The organism is Shewanella maritima (assembly GCF_004295345.1).
GTDB classification, from domain to species: domain Bacteria; phylum Pseudomonadota; class Gammaproteobacteria; order Enterobacterales; family Shewanellaceae; genus Shewanella; species Shewanella maritima.
In genome coordinates this window covers 4,120,542-4,133,732 of record NZ_CP036200.1, presented here as the reverse complement: position 1 = coordinate 4,133,732, position 13,191 = coordinate 4,120,542, and the positions used below count along the sequence as shown (strand labels likewise).

The window sequence follows — 13,191 nt, the reverse complement described above, 5'->3', positions numbered from 1 at the left end:
CCAATACTTTTCAAAGCATAAAAAAACCGCGCTAAGTAGCGCGGTTTTTGTTTTGCAATTTAGCTTATTAAGTCAAATTAGAACTTGTACTTAACACCAACTTTTAACTGCCATACTGATTTTTGAATGTCGTATGTGTTGTAGTTATCAGTTTCTAAGCCATCTTGACCGTAAGGTACTGAGTAAGTGTATACACCAGTATCTGGGTTGTAGTTGTGGTCAACTAACTTTTTACTACCGTAAGACTGGTAAGTCACACGACCCCAGTCGTCATTAAGCAGGTTAAGAACGTTCTTAACGTCAAAGTAGAAGATACCTTTATGCTCTTTAGTAAAGCCCGGTAGCTCTTGACTAAAGCGGAAGTCTAACGTGTGGATCCAAGGCTGGTTATCCGTACCTTTAGGTGCAATACCACCTGCGTACTGACTTAAACCAACTTCATCAAGTACCTTCTTGAACTCTTCGTAAGTTAGACCACCTGAATATTCAACGTTGGCATCATCCGCGCCTGTTGGAATGTATGGCAGGTAGTATGAAGAGTTACCAAATGTGCTTTGGTCACCAAAGCCGTAGTCTCTATATGAGCCAAGTACCCAAGTTAATGGACGACCTTCACGTGCTTCGTAAAACATATTGAAGTTAGATGCATAACCTTCAACAAACTCTGTCTCGTAACCTAAAGTCAACGTGAAACGGTGTGGCGTTTCGTATTGACCAGTGCCCATAGTCGTGCCGTTTCGGTCATACTGAACAGGTGTGTATTGGTAGTTAGATGTTGCTGTAGACGAAGAACCTTGGTTACCTTCTTCAACTGAGTTGTAGGTGTAAGTTGCACGCATGCTCATACCCATATCCCACTCTTTAGCAAGTGTTAGGGCGAGTGTTGTGCTCTTACCATCTTCTTCAGCATTGGTTAGCATTAGGTCATAGCGCTCAGTATTACCACCTGCACCATCGTTAGCTAATGGATCCCAAGTCTCGTAGATAACACGACCAGTGTCGTCTGTCTTTACGTAACGACGTGCTAAGTCTTTCCATGCAACATCGTTTTCACGTTGGATGTATAGGAACTCACCACCAACAAACCAGTCTTCACCTAATGCTCCAAAGTCCCAAGTAGAGTCAAAACCGATACTTGCGCGCCAGTCTGAAGGTAGCTCAAAGTTAGGATCCAATGAGTTAGTATTACCGTCACCACCTACTAAGCCGTCTTGTGCTTCGCTTGGTACGTTACCAAAATCAGGTGTTCCCCAAGAATCTTGCCAACCGCCGTTGTAACTTAGCAGACGAGTACCGTCGTTTGAGTAGCTGTTTGACATCCAAACTGTTGGGCTGCCGCCACTGTAGCGACCTACACCACCGTGCAGTTTCACATCATCAGTTAACTGATAAGTTACACCTACACGTGGTAACCAAATATCTTTACCGTCAAATGTGCCGTTGTTAGCAAAACCATAGCGGTCATAGAAATTTTGGTTGAATGTTGGTGCATCAGGCATGCTAATGGTTTCGTAACGCATACCATAGTTAAGTTGCAGGTCATCGGTGATGTACCAGTTATCTTCAACAAACAGCGCTAGGGTGTTCATGCTAAATGAAGCCGCAACGTCTTGTGTGTTACCAGATAGTGCATTCGAGTAATAGAAAGAACCAGGCTCACCGTTTTCGAACTCTTCAATAGAGTCAAACGCCCAAGTACCCATTACGTTTTGCGCGAACAGGTTAAATACTTCAACGTTGTTGTATTGCGCACCAAAGCCGATTTCATGATCGCCTAGGTAGTAATCACCAACAAAACGTAACTCTAGGTTTTGGTTATTTAACTGGTTAGCTTGGCGAGATTTGTCTGTACCGAATACGATATCACCGCTATCAGTTCTTACTGACACTTCACCAATACCTAGGTCTTGAATGGTATTTGAATTAGTAGTGGTGTCTTTGTAAGCAACTTTAATTTCAGTAGTAAAGCTGTCAGTCCAGTCACTGTACAGTGTACCGGCATAGGCTTCTAGAATTTCTTCTTTATTGTACCAAGTACTTGCAAGCGTAAGTTCGTAAGGGTCTTCCGCAATATTGTTGGTTAGGTTACCAACGGTTTTTTGGTAGGTGAATGCTGCACGGTGACCATCAGTAATGTTCCAGTCAATCTTAGCTAGGACTTTCTCATCTTCTTCTTGAGGAGACAGGTCATAGTCACCAATAGTGTCTAGCCCATATACGTTGCTCGCGATGTCGCGAACTTTTTGCAAGTCTTCAGAAGTTACGTTTGACTCGTTTCCAAAACCTGAGCCTTTAGGGCCGAATAATGCAGATTTAGGTGCGTCAAATTTCTCGTAAGAGCCGAAGAAGAATAACGTGTCTTCAATTAATGGGAAGCCAATGGTGCCACCAAAAGTCGTTTCTTCGAAATCGTTCTCTAGTTTTTCGCCTGATTTAGGATCTTTACCATCGCCAGCCATGCTGTCGTTAGTTGTTTCCCAAAATACGGTACCAGATAGTTCGTTAGTACCAGACTTGGTTACAGCGTTGATCTGTGCACCGGTAAAACCACCAATACGCGCTGAATATGGCGTTACGTTTAACGCAACACTTTCAACTGCATCAATTGAAATAGGTGAACGCTGAGTTGGGTAACCGTTCGAGTTAAGGCCGAAATCATCGTTTTGCGAAATACCATCAACAACGAAAGTGTTATAGCGAGGGTTTAGACCAGCAACACTTAATGACACGCCGTCCGTACCAAGTACGGCAAGCGGGTTTTGACGTACTACATCTTTAAGGTCACGGCTGATACCTGGAGAGTTTTCAATATCTTTAGAGCCAAAATCACTATTTGAACTACCACTGCGGTATAGTGCAGCATTACCAACTACGTTGATACGCTCAATATCTGCAGCTTCTGTAGTATTTAGTGAACGGTTGAAACTAAGTGTTTCACCCACGTTTAAGAATAAGCCTTGCTCAACTTCATCAGCAAATTTGTCAGAATCGACCTTGATAATGTAAGGACCGCCGACACGTAAACCACGTACGTGAAACTGGCCATTTTCGCCTACTTCAACTTCAGTTACCTTACCCGTAGGCTCGTGCATGATGGTAATTTTTGCATCAGTAACAGCATTACCTTGAGGACCGGTGATTTGACCGCGAATAGAAGACGCAGTATCGGCTGCCATGGCTGGTAGAGCAACACCCATGGCAAAGCAAGTCGCAAGTGCTATGCGACTTAGTTTTTTGTTCAACATTTTAGACCCCTGAATTTTACAAATTCAATATTATTTTTAATTGGAAATTGCTTAAGCTTGGCTCAATTTATAAGTAGTAATGGGCTCAAGTCCCTAATTAATAAGCTCAAACTCGAAAGCGAGTGTATACTGACTTTGTTGCACAAATATTTCAACTACTCACAAGAAATAAACACAAGCTCAACAATGTATCTTTCCATCAACATAAGTGTGATCTAACGCTTATTTTTCAATCACTAACTGGTTATACCAGATGGATCACCTCCAAAACCCGTTGTTTTCGTAACGAAAAAGTTACAGCTTGGATAACAAAAAATTATTGAAATTCAATTCGTCAAACTGCAATCTTACGCCCGTAAAATAAAAACTAAAAAATAACCAATTATTTTAAATAGGATGAATAATGAAACTGCACAAGTTGTTGGCAGCGACTAGCTTTGGGTTAACGCTAGTTTTGCCAATGCATGATGCTATGGCTTGGGGTCAATTAGGTCATAGAGTCATTGGTGAGATAGCCCAGCAGAATCTCACCGACGAAGTAAATGAGAAGATCACTGACCTACTCGATGGTGCAAGTCTGGCTGAAGTCTCAACTTGGGGTGATGAAATTCGCTCCAGTGGCAGCTGGGATCACGCTGCGCCTTGGCACTATGTGTCGATAGATGATCATGAAACCTGGAAAACCGTTAAGCGCAATCCCCATGGCGATGTTATCGCAGCAATGGAACTGTTTGAAAAAGCGCTACGTAACCCTAACTCAACCATTGAGCAAAAGTGGCAAGCGTTAGCGTTTTACGTACATTTTGTCGGCGATATACACCAACCTTTACACGTTGGTTATGCTGACGACTGGGGCGGAAATAAAATCAAACTAAAATGGTTTGGCGAGAACACTAACCTACATAGTGTTTGGGACACTGAGCTAGTTGAACAACAAGGCTTAAGCTTTACTGAAATGACGCGCTTTATCGGCCGTATATCAGAAAAAGAGCGTAAACAATGGCACGGTAAAAACTATTACGAATGGGCGGATGAATCTAAAGCGCTGCGTAAAGCAACGTACACGCTTGAAAAAAACCGCGATGGCGAAGATGATTTACGCTACCAGTATGTTTATGACCACACACCCACTGTGAAACTGCGTTTACGCCAAGCTGGCGTGAGGCTAGCTGAAAAGCTCAATGATATCTTTAAGTAATCATTACTAAAAAAACCAGCTGAAATTACAGCTGGTTTTTGCTTTTATGGTGTTAGTTTCATTGGTGAGTTGAACTAACTTTCACACTATCGTTTTCACGCTATGGTTTTCACGCTATGGTTTTCACGCTAGTTCAACACCAAAGAGTTGATTAGAAAGTATAACCAACGCTCACCATGTAAACCCATGGGTTAATGTCTGTTTCGATTGATACAGGAACTGAAGTTGCGCCACCATTAGGTGCATATTGGAAATTAGCGTCAGTTGAGATCTGTGCGTACCAGATTGAACCATTCACTAGCCAGTTATCACTCACTTGGTAATCAACACCCACTTGCGCCGCTAATCCCCATGAATTAGTTAAGCTTAGGTTAGACAAACGACCATCAACATCATTGGTGATTTTTGTGTCAAAGAAGTTGGTAAAGTTAACACCGACTCCCACATACGGACGAAGTTTTGAATCAGCACTGCCGAAGTAATATTGGCCAACCAAGGTTGGTGGTAGGTGCTTGGTTTCCGCAACTTTCATTCCAGCAATTGAAATGTCGTGGCTAAAAGGCGTTGCTGCAAGTAATTCAACACCAAAGTTATCAGTCAGCATGTAACCGAAATTTAAACCAACCTGAGTGTTTGAACCTACTGAGAACTCGCCTAGGTTGCCTAAATCTGGCGTTTCTACTTGCTGACTTGAATCATTTGGGCTGACCTGCACAGCACCGGCACGAACAATGATGTCACCTGCCTGGTGAGCAATCGCGCTACCTGAAAAGCTCGCAGCTAATAGACCTGCAGCAACTAGTGTTTTTGTCATTAATTTGGTTTTCATATTCATCCCCTTGAATTTGCTTAAAACCCGTGCGTTTTTCTTGTACGCACATACAAACAATTCGATAACACCCTTAACAATTGGCGCTACACTGCCAGACAAAATCCTTAACAACATTGATACAGATCAATATCTATCACTATCACCAAAGAGGTAATCGTTTTATTGATCTAGATCACCTCTACACAAGCATTTAAGATTAAAAATCAACCACTTTTGGTTAATAAAGTATCTATATTCAACCTTTAGGATTAGACCTAAGCGCATCAAATTTTGACTGTAAATGGTGAGGTGCACTCGCTGCAGCAAGTGAGAGAACGCCTAAAAATCTAAAGTTATTGAATAAAAACCGTTGGAAACAACACAGTTGAGCGAGACGAAATAGACTTTAAACTTGTCAGCCTTTACGACAGGACTATGTGGAAATTGCGAGCTTTGAATAGCGCTCAAGCCAACCTTTGGTGGTCACCCGTCGCGTAAACAACTCACGATTTCGCTTCGGGTTATGAGTGATCGAAAAATCAAATAAGCGCGCCAGATCAAACGCGTGGATGATAGAAACATGTGCTTGTGTCTGCTGGCAATCGTCTAGTGAACAAGCGAGCTCAAGCTTTACACCAACTCCAGTTTGCAGCTCAGGCCAATAACTCATGGCATCGGTGCAGCTGGCGTAAGGCGCATCACCGTTTCTAATATGCATGCGCGCTTGGTTCTTGACCGAGAAAGGTAAATTACAAGTGCTCTCCCCAAGCAGTGTTTTAGTTAACGTGTTGCTTGGAGACTGCACTAATGCTTGGGCCAACTCTTGGGTTAATGATTGAGCTAGAGCTTGCTCAAGCCGACGATCACGCTCGGGGCTTATGTCTTGCTGACAGTAATAAATCACATCAATGTCATTAAACGCAGAGTTAGGTAACTGGTGCAGCTTGTCCCACACCATATCACGCACAAAACCAGCTGCAATACACCAGTCTTCAATACCCAGCTGGGCAAAAAGCTGCGCGCACATCTTAAGTGCTTGCAGACGCGATTCATCTTCAAGCAGCCACTGACATATTTGTGCGCGGTATTGCTCGTTATGCGTCATCAATTAATTGACTGATTTAAGTCGCGTCATGCTGAGCTTCAGGTGCGGCTAGTTTAAATGCTTCCAGCTCATTTAAGGCGGCATCAACGCGCACGATATTTGGATATGCAGCTAAATCGACATTAAAGCGTCTTGCGTTGTACACCTGAGGCACTAAACACAAATCAGCTAAAGTGACACTATCGCCAAAACTATACTTGCCACCGAACTGAGCAATTTGCGCTTCAAGCGCTGCAAAACCTAAATGGATCCAATGGTGATACCACTTCATCTTGTTGTCTTCGTTTACGTCCATTTCATTCACCAGATATTGCAACACGCGCAGGTTATCTAGTGGGTGGACTTCACAAGCAATAAGCTGCGCCATCGCGCGCACTACCGCTCTATATTTTGCTTTTTGTGGCAACAAACCAGCTTGCACATAACGCTCATCAAGATATTCGATAATCGCCAGCGACTGGGTAATGCAAAACTCGCCATGTTCATCGCTATCAACTAACGCTGGAACTAAATGTTGTGGATTGAGCTTAACGAAATCTTCACTGTGTTGCTCACCGCCATTTTTCACTAGGTGAACTGAAATCTGTTCGGCATCTAACTGCTTTAAATTAAGCGCAATACGTACACGATAAGCAGCGCTTGAGCGCCAGTATCCATAGAGTTTCATTTTATACTCCTTATAAAAAAAGCAACAACGTTACCGCTGTTGCTTTTATTCAAACTCGGCGTGCTAATTAAGCCTTGTATTCAACGACTTTTTGGTCGATTGAACCAAATATTGAGTTGTCATTGTCATCAAACATTTCAATGCGAACTGTATCACCAAAGCGCATAAATGGTGTGCTAGCTTTACCATCTTCAATGATTTCTAACATACGCTTTTCAGCTAAGCAGCTTGAACCAGCACTGCGGTCATAGTTCGAAATTGTACCCGAGCCGATGATTGCACCTGCAGCCAGTGGGCGAGTTTTTGCTACGTGAGCAACAAGCTGACTAAAGTCGAAAGTCATGTCGACACCAGCATTTGGGCGACCAAATAACTCGCCATTTAAGTGAGTAACCAGTGGTAGGTGTACTTTGCTGTCTTGCCACTTATCACCTAGCTCATCAGGTGTGATGGCAACTGGAGAGAAGGCACTAGATGGCTTAGATTGGAAGAAGCCAAAGCCTTTGGCTAGCTCACCAGGAATTAAGTTGCGCAAAGACACATCGTTAACTAGCATGAGCAGTTTAATGTGCTTTTGTGCATTGCTGCTGTCTACGCCCATTGCCACATCGTCAGTGATCACTGCGATTTCAGACTCAAAGTCGATACCGTATTCTTCGCTCGCCATTTGAATGTCTGCTTTTGGCGCGATAAAGCAGTCTGAGCCGCCCTGGTATACTAGTGGATCAGTCCAGAAAGACTCTGGCATTTCTGCGCCGCGCGCTTTACGAACTAGCTCAACGTGGTTGACGTATGCACTACCGTCAGCCCATTGGTATGCACGTGGTAGTGGTGATAAGCAACGTGACTCTTCAAAGTCTACCGCGTTATCCATTTGGCCTGCGTTAAGTGCTTCATATAGCTCTTGCAGCTGTGGGTTTAGTAAGTCCCATGCATCAAGCAACTGCTGCATAGTGTGGGCAATTGCTGGTACTGCCACCGCTTTGGTTAAATCCTTACTAACTAGCATTAATTGACCGTCACGGCGGCCATTGTCATATGTGGCAAGTTTCATTGTTGCTCCTAATTTTTATATTTGATGGCAAATTTTAAAGTGCTCAACAGCTGCGCTAGTGCACAGGTTCAACAAGCTAAGCCATCAAGCTATGCAGCAAAAGGCTGCATTGGAATTCATTCTTGGGCACGTTCATTTGTGGGCACGTTCATCTGCTGGCATAACAAATACCGCAAATTGCCTGAGATTAAAATGATGTGAACTAAATCACATTTATTCTGCATTCAAACCACAATGTAAACTATTTATTACACCAACTTGATTGTGGCAGATAATCGGCAATAGGCGGTTAAATCAAACACTGCCAGCTCGTTGCTGCTGGCAGCTTTTCGTTACATCATTTCTTCTTGGCGATTTTATAATCACGCAGTTTATTAGCGATGGCGGTATGCGAAACCCCAAGCTTTTTCGCCAGTTGCCGCGTACTAGGGTACGCAGGATACAAGCGGCGCAATAAGCTGGCTTCATATTCCTTCATTGCTTGATCTAAGCTGCCTTCAAACTCTTCGTCAAAGTAGCCAAAACCTTCGGCATAAGATGGCAGCTTCAACTGCTCCACGGTGAGTTCAGTTGCACCATCCCACATTGATACAGCTCTAAAAATCGCGTTTTTAAGCTGGCGTACGTTACCAGGCCAAGCGTAGCTAAATAGGTAATCGCGACAACTTGCTGAAATACGTCGAAGTGGGCTAGATAACTGCTGACTGTAATGTTCAAGGAACATTTCGGTCAACGGAATAACGTCCACCTTGCGCTCACGCAGCGATGGCATGTGATAACTAAGTACATGAATGCGGTAGTACAAGTCTTCACGGAACTCGCCAGCCTGACATAACTCTGCCAGATTTTTCTGCGTTGAACAGATAATGCGAACATCGGCGCGCACTTCTTCGTCGCCACCAATGCGTCTAAAGGTGCCATCTTGCAGTAAACGCAGTAGTTTAACCTGCGCAGCTTTTGACATTTCAGCAATTTCATCAAGAAATACCGTGCCGCCTTTAGCTTCTTCAAACAGGCCGCGTTTAACCACTTCGCCGTTATTCACAAAGCCGAATAACTCTTCTTCTGCGACACTGTCTGGCAGTGCTGCGCAGTTAATCGCAATGAATGGTTTCTCACGGCGCATACTGGCATCATGACTTGCGCGCGCCATCAACTCTTTACCAGTACCCGTCTCACCTGTGATAAGTAGCGGCGCATCAAGCTGCGCCATACGCTTCGCTTGCTTAAGCACTTCTTTCATCTTGTCGCTGTTAGCCAGCACATTGTCAAATCCTGTAGTTTGGTTTTGCAATGCATTGAACTGTTTGCCGACTCTCGCAGGAGATTTTAACGACACAACCGCACCCGCAAGAATGGTAGTGCCATCATCATCGGGTAGGTATATTGGCAGCATTTCAGCCAGATATTCATTATTGTTAATTTGCAGACGGCAAGCCTGCGCCAAAACTGGCGTTTCACTCATCCAGCGAGAGAAGTTAAACCCTTGAACCCAATGGTTTAATGGCTCGTCTAACACTTCATGCTCGCCCATACCTAACGTCAACAATGCCGACTCATTGGCAATACGGATCCTGCCTTTGGAGTCTAGGGAAAACACTGAATCTGGTAAGGTTTTAAGTAGGGTTTTAAGCGCGTAATGTTCTTGTTCAGATGGCATAAACGACACGGTTCTTACATCGTGTACGCTTTCAACTTTACGAATTTGCGGGAGGAGCTCTCTTAGGGTTTCGAAATCGACTTCTGCAAATTGCAGATAAAGAAAGCCTTGGTTGCTGGCATCAATGGCTATCAGGTTAATGCCGTGATGTTCGAGCACGGTTAAAATATCTTTCGCGAGGCCGACGCGATCGATACAGCTAACTTCTAAACGCATAATCAACCATTTCCTTTGTTTATAATATTTTCTTTTGGAAATCGTGCATACGTTAATGTTAAAAGTTTACGCTGGCAAGCGAAGTTTACAGCAATTTTGTAACAGGCAGAAACATTTAGCATGTTACGTTAACGTAACATGCTGAATTATTGTGTTTTCGTGACTAATCAAGCAACTGGTCGGTCTTGGCTGCCATAATGAAGTCGTTCTTATGTAAGCCTTTTATAGAGTGTGACCACCAAGTTACAGTTACCTTGCCCCACTCGGTCAAGATGCCAGGATGATGGAACTCTTCCTCTGAAAGATCTGCAAGCTTGTTGGTAAATTCCATGGCAAGTTTAAAGTTTTTAAACTTGTAAACACGCTCTAATTGCATGATGCCTTCACGTACTTCTACGCCCCAATCAGGGATCATTCGGATTAGCTCAGCTAATTCTGCTTCGGTTACTTTTGGCGCGTCAGCCTGGCAAGCTTCACACTTCATTTCAGTCAATGCGGTCATGGTTACAACTCCTGATTAATTGGGTACAGCAAAATTTGTTGTTGGTTAGCGCCTGCTGAGTATTCAACAGACACATTTAATAGATAACTCGTTAATTCGGGTTTAGTTGGCTTGTGCTATTGCTTTAGGCGCAAACTTTGGCTCAAATAATCCAAGCGCCTTTGCCTTTTGCACATGCGCCATAATGTCCATTTTGCCAATCTCGTCGAGATAATCGATATGCTCAATAACATAGTAAATAGGTTGCATAATATCGATACGATAAGGCGTTCGCAGCACATCCAGTAACTCAAAAGGTTTGCGCTCTGGCTCATCACCCAGTGCATACATGGTTTCACCCGGTGAGCTTAAAATGCCGCCACCATAAATGTTTAATGGTTCGTTGGCTGCGCTTTGCATCAAACCAAATTCAACGGTAAACCAGTACAGTCTAGCCAAGAATACGCGGTCTTCCTTTGAAGCCGCTAAGCCTAGCTGACCATAAAGGTGGGAGAAATTAGCAAACGCTGGATTGGTTAGCAGTGGGCAGTGACCGAAAATCTCGTGAAAGATATCCGGCTCTTGCAGATAATCGAACTCTTCTTTTGAGCGAATAAACGTCGCAACGGGAAAGCGTTTATTGGCTAGCAGCTCAAAGAACTTACCAAACGAAATAAGCGCCGGTACCGCAGCGGTTTCCCACCCCGTAGCTTGTTTTAGTACGCTATCGATTTCTGGTAGTTGCGGAATGCGATCTACCGACATCCCTAATGCATCAATACCATCTAGGTATGCCTTACACGCACGCCCTGGCAAATTAGTAATTTGCCTTGCGTACAATTGCTGCCAAATGTCATGTTCTTGTTCGGAGTAATCTATGTATCCATTGGCATCAATTTGATGGGACACATATTGTGTGCTCTTACTCATATTGCTTCACTTTACGTAAACTTCCTTGCCTTCATACTGTGACACCTGAGCAATTTTGTTAACTACCTCACAGTTTTTTGTGCAGCACTCGGGTCAGTAAAAACGTAAACTAAAAAATACATCGCAATTTTCTAGTCAAACAAGCCCTGCAAAAACAATAAGTTAATTCTGGCTGATTTGTTTGACAGTGTACCGCATGATTAAGCACGCTGTGATGAAACAAGTGACATGGCTAGGTTGTTAAGCTTTGCTGCTTTACAATGTGAGCATTAGCGCATTTTTAGCACATTACCCTGTTTATTAGAGGTATAAATGAGTCAAAGCCCAAAGCGTGACAGTATCAATCATGCTCGCCGTAATCTATTTAGGCGTAACAAAACCAATGCTTTAAGACCACCGTGGACGAAAACTGACATCGAGTTCACCGATGTATGCACCCGCTGCGATAAATGCATAAAGGCTTGTGAAACTGGCATTTTGTTCCGCGGTGATGGTGGCTTTGTTGAAGTTGATTTCAAAAAGGACGAATGTACCTTTTGTGAAAAATGCGTTGATGTATGTGAAGAGCCCATTTTTGATAAAACAGCTGAGCAACCTTGGAGCTACCTGGCTAAAGTGCAGGATCATTGCCTCACCTTCTCTGGTGTGTGGTGCCAAAGCTGTAAAGATGCTTGCGAGCCTAGAGCGATTCGCTTTCAGCTGGCTGTTGGCGCCGTACCTAAGCCGGAAATCGATTTAGAAGCCTGCACCGGTTGTGGTGCGTGCGTTGCCCCTTGCCCTAACAACTCCATTCAGGTGGTTACGCCAAACTAGCCCTCACACTCACCTAGCCAAATTCGCGATTGAGTTAACAGATAATAGGCAAAATGTTTTATTGCTGTAATCAATCGCTTTTAAACTGGCGACTTAGACTATATATTTGAACTTCTGAGTAAGTGAACCTTCATCAGCACACAAAAATAACAAATAGGCTAAGCCATGTTTCAAGCTAAACAATCAAATAACTCACTAAGTTTTATCGCGCAGTCTTGTCAGGTTAAAGGCAAGCTTAGCTTTTCTGGTGACATTCTTATCGCTGGTAGTGTGGAAGGCGATTTGACCACTGATGGCAATATCGTTATTGAATCAACCGGCAAGGTAACTGGTAATATTTACGCTAAGGACGTGACGGTTTCGGGCAAGGTTAACGGCGAAGCACACTGCCATAAAATCACCATTAGCAACTCAGGATTGTTTGAAGGCGACATTCGCAGTGAAAAGCTTGAGATTGCTGAAGATGGTCAATTCCTAGGTCAACGCCATTTACCTCAAGCCGAGCAGCAAATTGAACAAGCTGCAGAGGCTCAAGCACCTCAAGCTGTGAGCGCTTAATCGCGTATCCTGTTATTCTTTAGTTTGCCCCTGACGGTAGCGCCTAGCGTTATCGTCAATCTTCAGCCAGGGGAGCTGATCATCAGTGTAAATATGGTAGGTTGGCTGCACTTTACTGGCGTCATCTAAACTTGTCACCGTCAAAGTAAAATAGCTCGCATGGCGAGTATCTCGAAAGGTTAGGCTTGAGCCACAATGCTCGCAAAACCCACGGCGAACAAATTCAGAAGATTCATACTCTTTGACCTTACCTTTAAGCCAAGTTACCTGCTCGACTTTAAAGTCCATCCACGCGCCAACCACTGATCCCGTAGTTTGTTTGCAAATATCACAATGGCAATAATCTGAAGCAAATGGCATAGCGCTAACTTGATAGCGAATCGCGCCGCAGTGGCAACCGCCAGTTAGTACTGCCTCTGACTTGGTCTCAGACATAACTTCTCCCTATGATTG

General features: G+C 43.7%; 12 protein-coding genes. 3 read left to right on the top strand and 9 right to left on the bottom strand.

Going from position 1 to position 13,191, the window contains the following annotated elements:
• Positions 1-77 precede the first annotated feature (77 nt).
• The gene (locus tag EXU30_RS17480; RefSeq protein WP_130602197.1) at positions 78-3,245 is read right to left on the bottom strand and encodes a TonB-dependent receptor; all 3,168 of its coding nucleotides are present in this window, start codon (positions 3,243-3,245) and stop codon (positions 78-80) included.
• A gap of 403 nt (positions 3,246-3,648) precedes the next feature.
• Here EXU30_RS17480 and EXU30_RS17475 point away from each other — a divergent pair, with 403 nt between their 5' ends.
• Positions 3,649-4,443, top strand: coding sequence for a S1/P1 nuclease (locus tag EXU30_RS17475; RefSeq protein WP_130602195.1), 795 nt, complete (start codon positions 3,649-3,651; stop codon positions 4,441-4,443).
• A gap of 151 nt (positions 4,444-4,594) precedes the next feature.
• Here the strand turns inward: EXU30_RS17475 and ompW are convergent, their stop codons facing one another.
• The 7 genes from ompW to phhA all read right to left on the bottom strand — a co-directional run bounded on the left by ompW (position 4,595) and on the right by phhA (position 11,367).
• Entirely contained in the window at positions 4,595-5,272 is a 678-nt protein-coding gene (gene ompW, locus EXU30_RS17470) for an outer membrane protein OmpW (RefSeq protein ID WP_130602193.1), read from the bottom strand.
• A gap of 415 nt (positions 5,273-5,687) precedes the next feature.
• On the bottom strand, positions 5,688-6,359 hold the full coding sequence (locus tag EXU30_RS17465) for a nucleotidyltransferase family protein (RefSeq protein ID WP_130603589.1): 672 nt from the start codon (positions 6,357-6,359) through the stop codon (positions 5,688-5,690).
• A gap of 16 nt (positions 6,360-6,375) precedes the next feature.
• Complete coding sequence (gene maiA / locus EXU30_RS17460; RefSeq protein ID WP_130602191.1) at positions 6,376-7,026, bottom strand: maleylacetoacetate isomerase; 651 nt, start codon at positions 7,024-7,026, stop codon at positions 6,376-6,378.
• Between the two features lie 67 nt (positions 7,027-7,093).
• Entirely contained in the window at positions 7,094-8,080 is a 987-nt protein-coding gene (locus EXU30_RS17455; RefSeq protein ID WP_130602189.1) for a fumarylacetoacetate hydrolase family protein, read from the bottom strand.
• Between the two features lie 337 nt (positions 8,081-8,417).
• On the bottom strand, positions 8,418-9,956 hold the full coding sequence (tyrR, locus tag EXU30_RS17450; RefSeq protein ID WP_130602187.1) for a transcriptional regulator TyrR: 1,539 nt from the start codon (positions 9,954-9,956) through the stop codon (positions 8,418-8,420).
• A gap of 163 nt (positions 9,957-10,119) precedes the next feature.
• Entirely contained in the window at positions 10,120-10,458 is a 339-nt protein-coding gene (locus EXU30_RS17445; RefSeq protein ID WP_130602185.1) for a 4a-hydroxytetrahydrobiopterin dehydratase, read from the bottom strand.
• Positions 10,459-10,560: 102 nt separating this feature from the next.
• Entirely contained in the window at positions 10,561-11,367 is an 807-nt protein-coding gene (gene phhA / locus EXU30_RS17440; protein ID WP_130602183.1) for a phenylalanine 4-monooxygenase, read from the bottom strand.
• A 312-nt stretch (positions 11,368-11,679) separates the two neighbouring features.
• Between phhA and napF the strand changes: the two genes are divergently transcribed.
• Together napF and EXU30_RS17430 are read left to right on the top strand one after the other, a co-directional pair.
• Complete coding sequence (gene napF, locus EXU30_RS17435; RefSeq protein ID WP_130602181.1) at positions 11,680-12,180, top strand: ferredoxin-type protein NapF; 501 nt, start codon at positions 11,680-11,682, stop codon at positions 12,178-12,180.
• Positions 12,181-12,345: 165 nt separating this feature from the next.
• Positions 12,346-12,738, top strand: coding sequence for a bactofilin family protein (locus tag EXU30_RS17430; RefSeq protein WP_130602179.1), 393 nt, complete (start codon positions 12,346-12,348; stop codon positions 12,736-12,738).
• 12 nt (positions 12,739-12,750) lie between these two features.
• On the opposite strand, the gene EXU30_RS17425 is transcribed toward EXU30_RS17430, so the two are convergent.
• Positions 12,751-13,173 (bottom strand): GFA family protein, encoded by a 423-nt coding sequence (locus tag EXU30_RS17425; protein WP_130602177.1) that lies wholly within the window; start codon positions 13,171-13,173, stop codon positions 12,751-12,753.
• Positions 13,174-13,191: the final 18 nt, after the last annotated feature.

Coding starts and splice junctions, on each gene's coding strand:
- EXU30_RS17480 (WP_130602197.1), bottom strand. CDS start 3,245: ATGTTGAACAAAAAACTAAGTCGCATAGCACTTGCGACTTGCTTTGCC.
- EXU30_RS17475 (WP_130602195.1), top strand. CDS start 3,649: ATGAAACTGCACAAGTTGTTGGCAGCGACTAGCTTTGGGTTAACGCTA.
- ompW (WP_130602193.1), bottom strand. CDS start 5,272: ATGAAAACCAAATTAATGACAAAAACACTAGTTGCTGCAGGTCTATTA.
- EXU30_RS17465 (WP_130603589.1), bottom strand. CDS start 6,359: ATGACGCATAACGAGCAATACCGCGCACAAATATGTCAGTGGCTGCTT.
- maiA (WP_130602191.1), bottom strand. CDS start 7,026: ATGAAACTCTATGGATACTGGCGCTCAAGCGCTGCTTATCGTGTACGT.
- EXU30_RS17455 (WP_130602189.1), bottom strand. CDS start 8,080: ATGAAACTTGCCACATATGACAATGGCCGCCGTGACGGTCAATTAATG.
- tyrR (WP_130602187.1), bottom strand. CDS start 9,956: ATGCGTTTAGAAGTTAGCTGTATCGATCGCGTCGGCCTCGCGAAAGAT.
- EXU30_RS17445 (WP_130602185.1), bottom strand. CDS start 10,458: ATGACCGCATTGACTGAAATGAAGTGTGAAGCTTGCCAGGCTGACGCG.
- phhA (WP_130602183.1), bottom strand. CDS start 11,367: ATGAGTAAGAGCACACAATATGTGTCCCATCAAATTGATGCCAATGGA.
- napF (WP_130602181.1), top strand. CDS start 11,680: ATGAGTCAAAGCCCAAAGCGTGACAGTATCAATCATGCTCGCCGTAAT.
- EXU30_RS17430 (WP_130602179.1), top strand. CDS start 12,346: ATGTTTCAAGCTAAACAATCAAATAACTCACTAAGTTTTATCGCGCAG.
- EXU30_RS17425 (WP_130602177.1), bottom strand. CDS start 13,173: ATGTCTGAGACCAAGTCAGAGGCAGTACTAACTGGCGGTTGCCACTGC.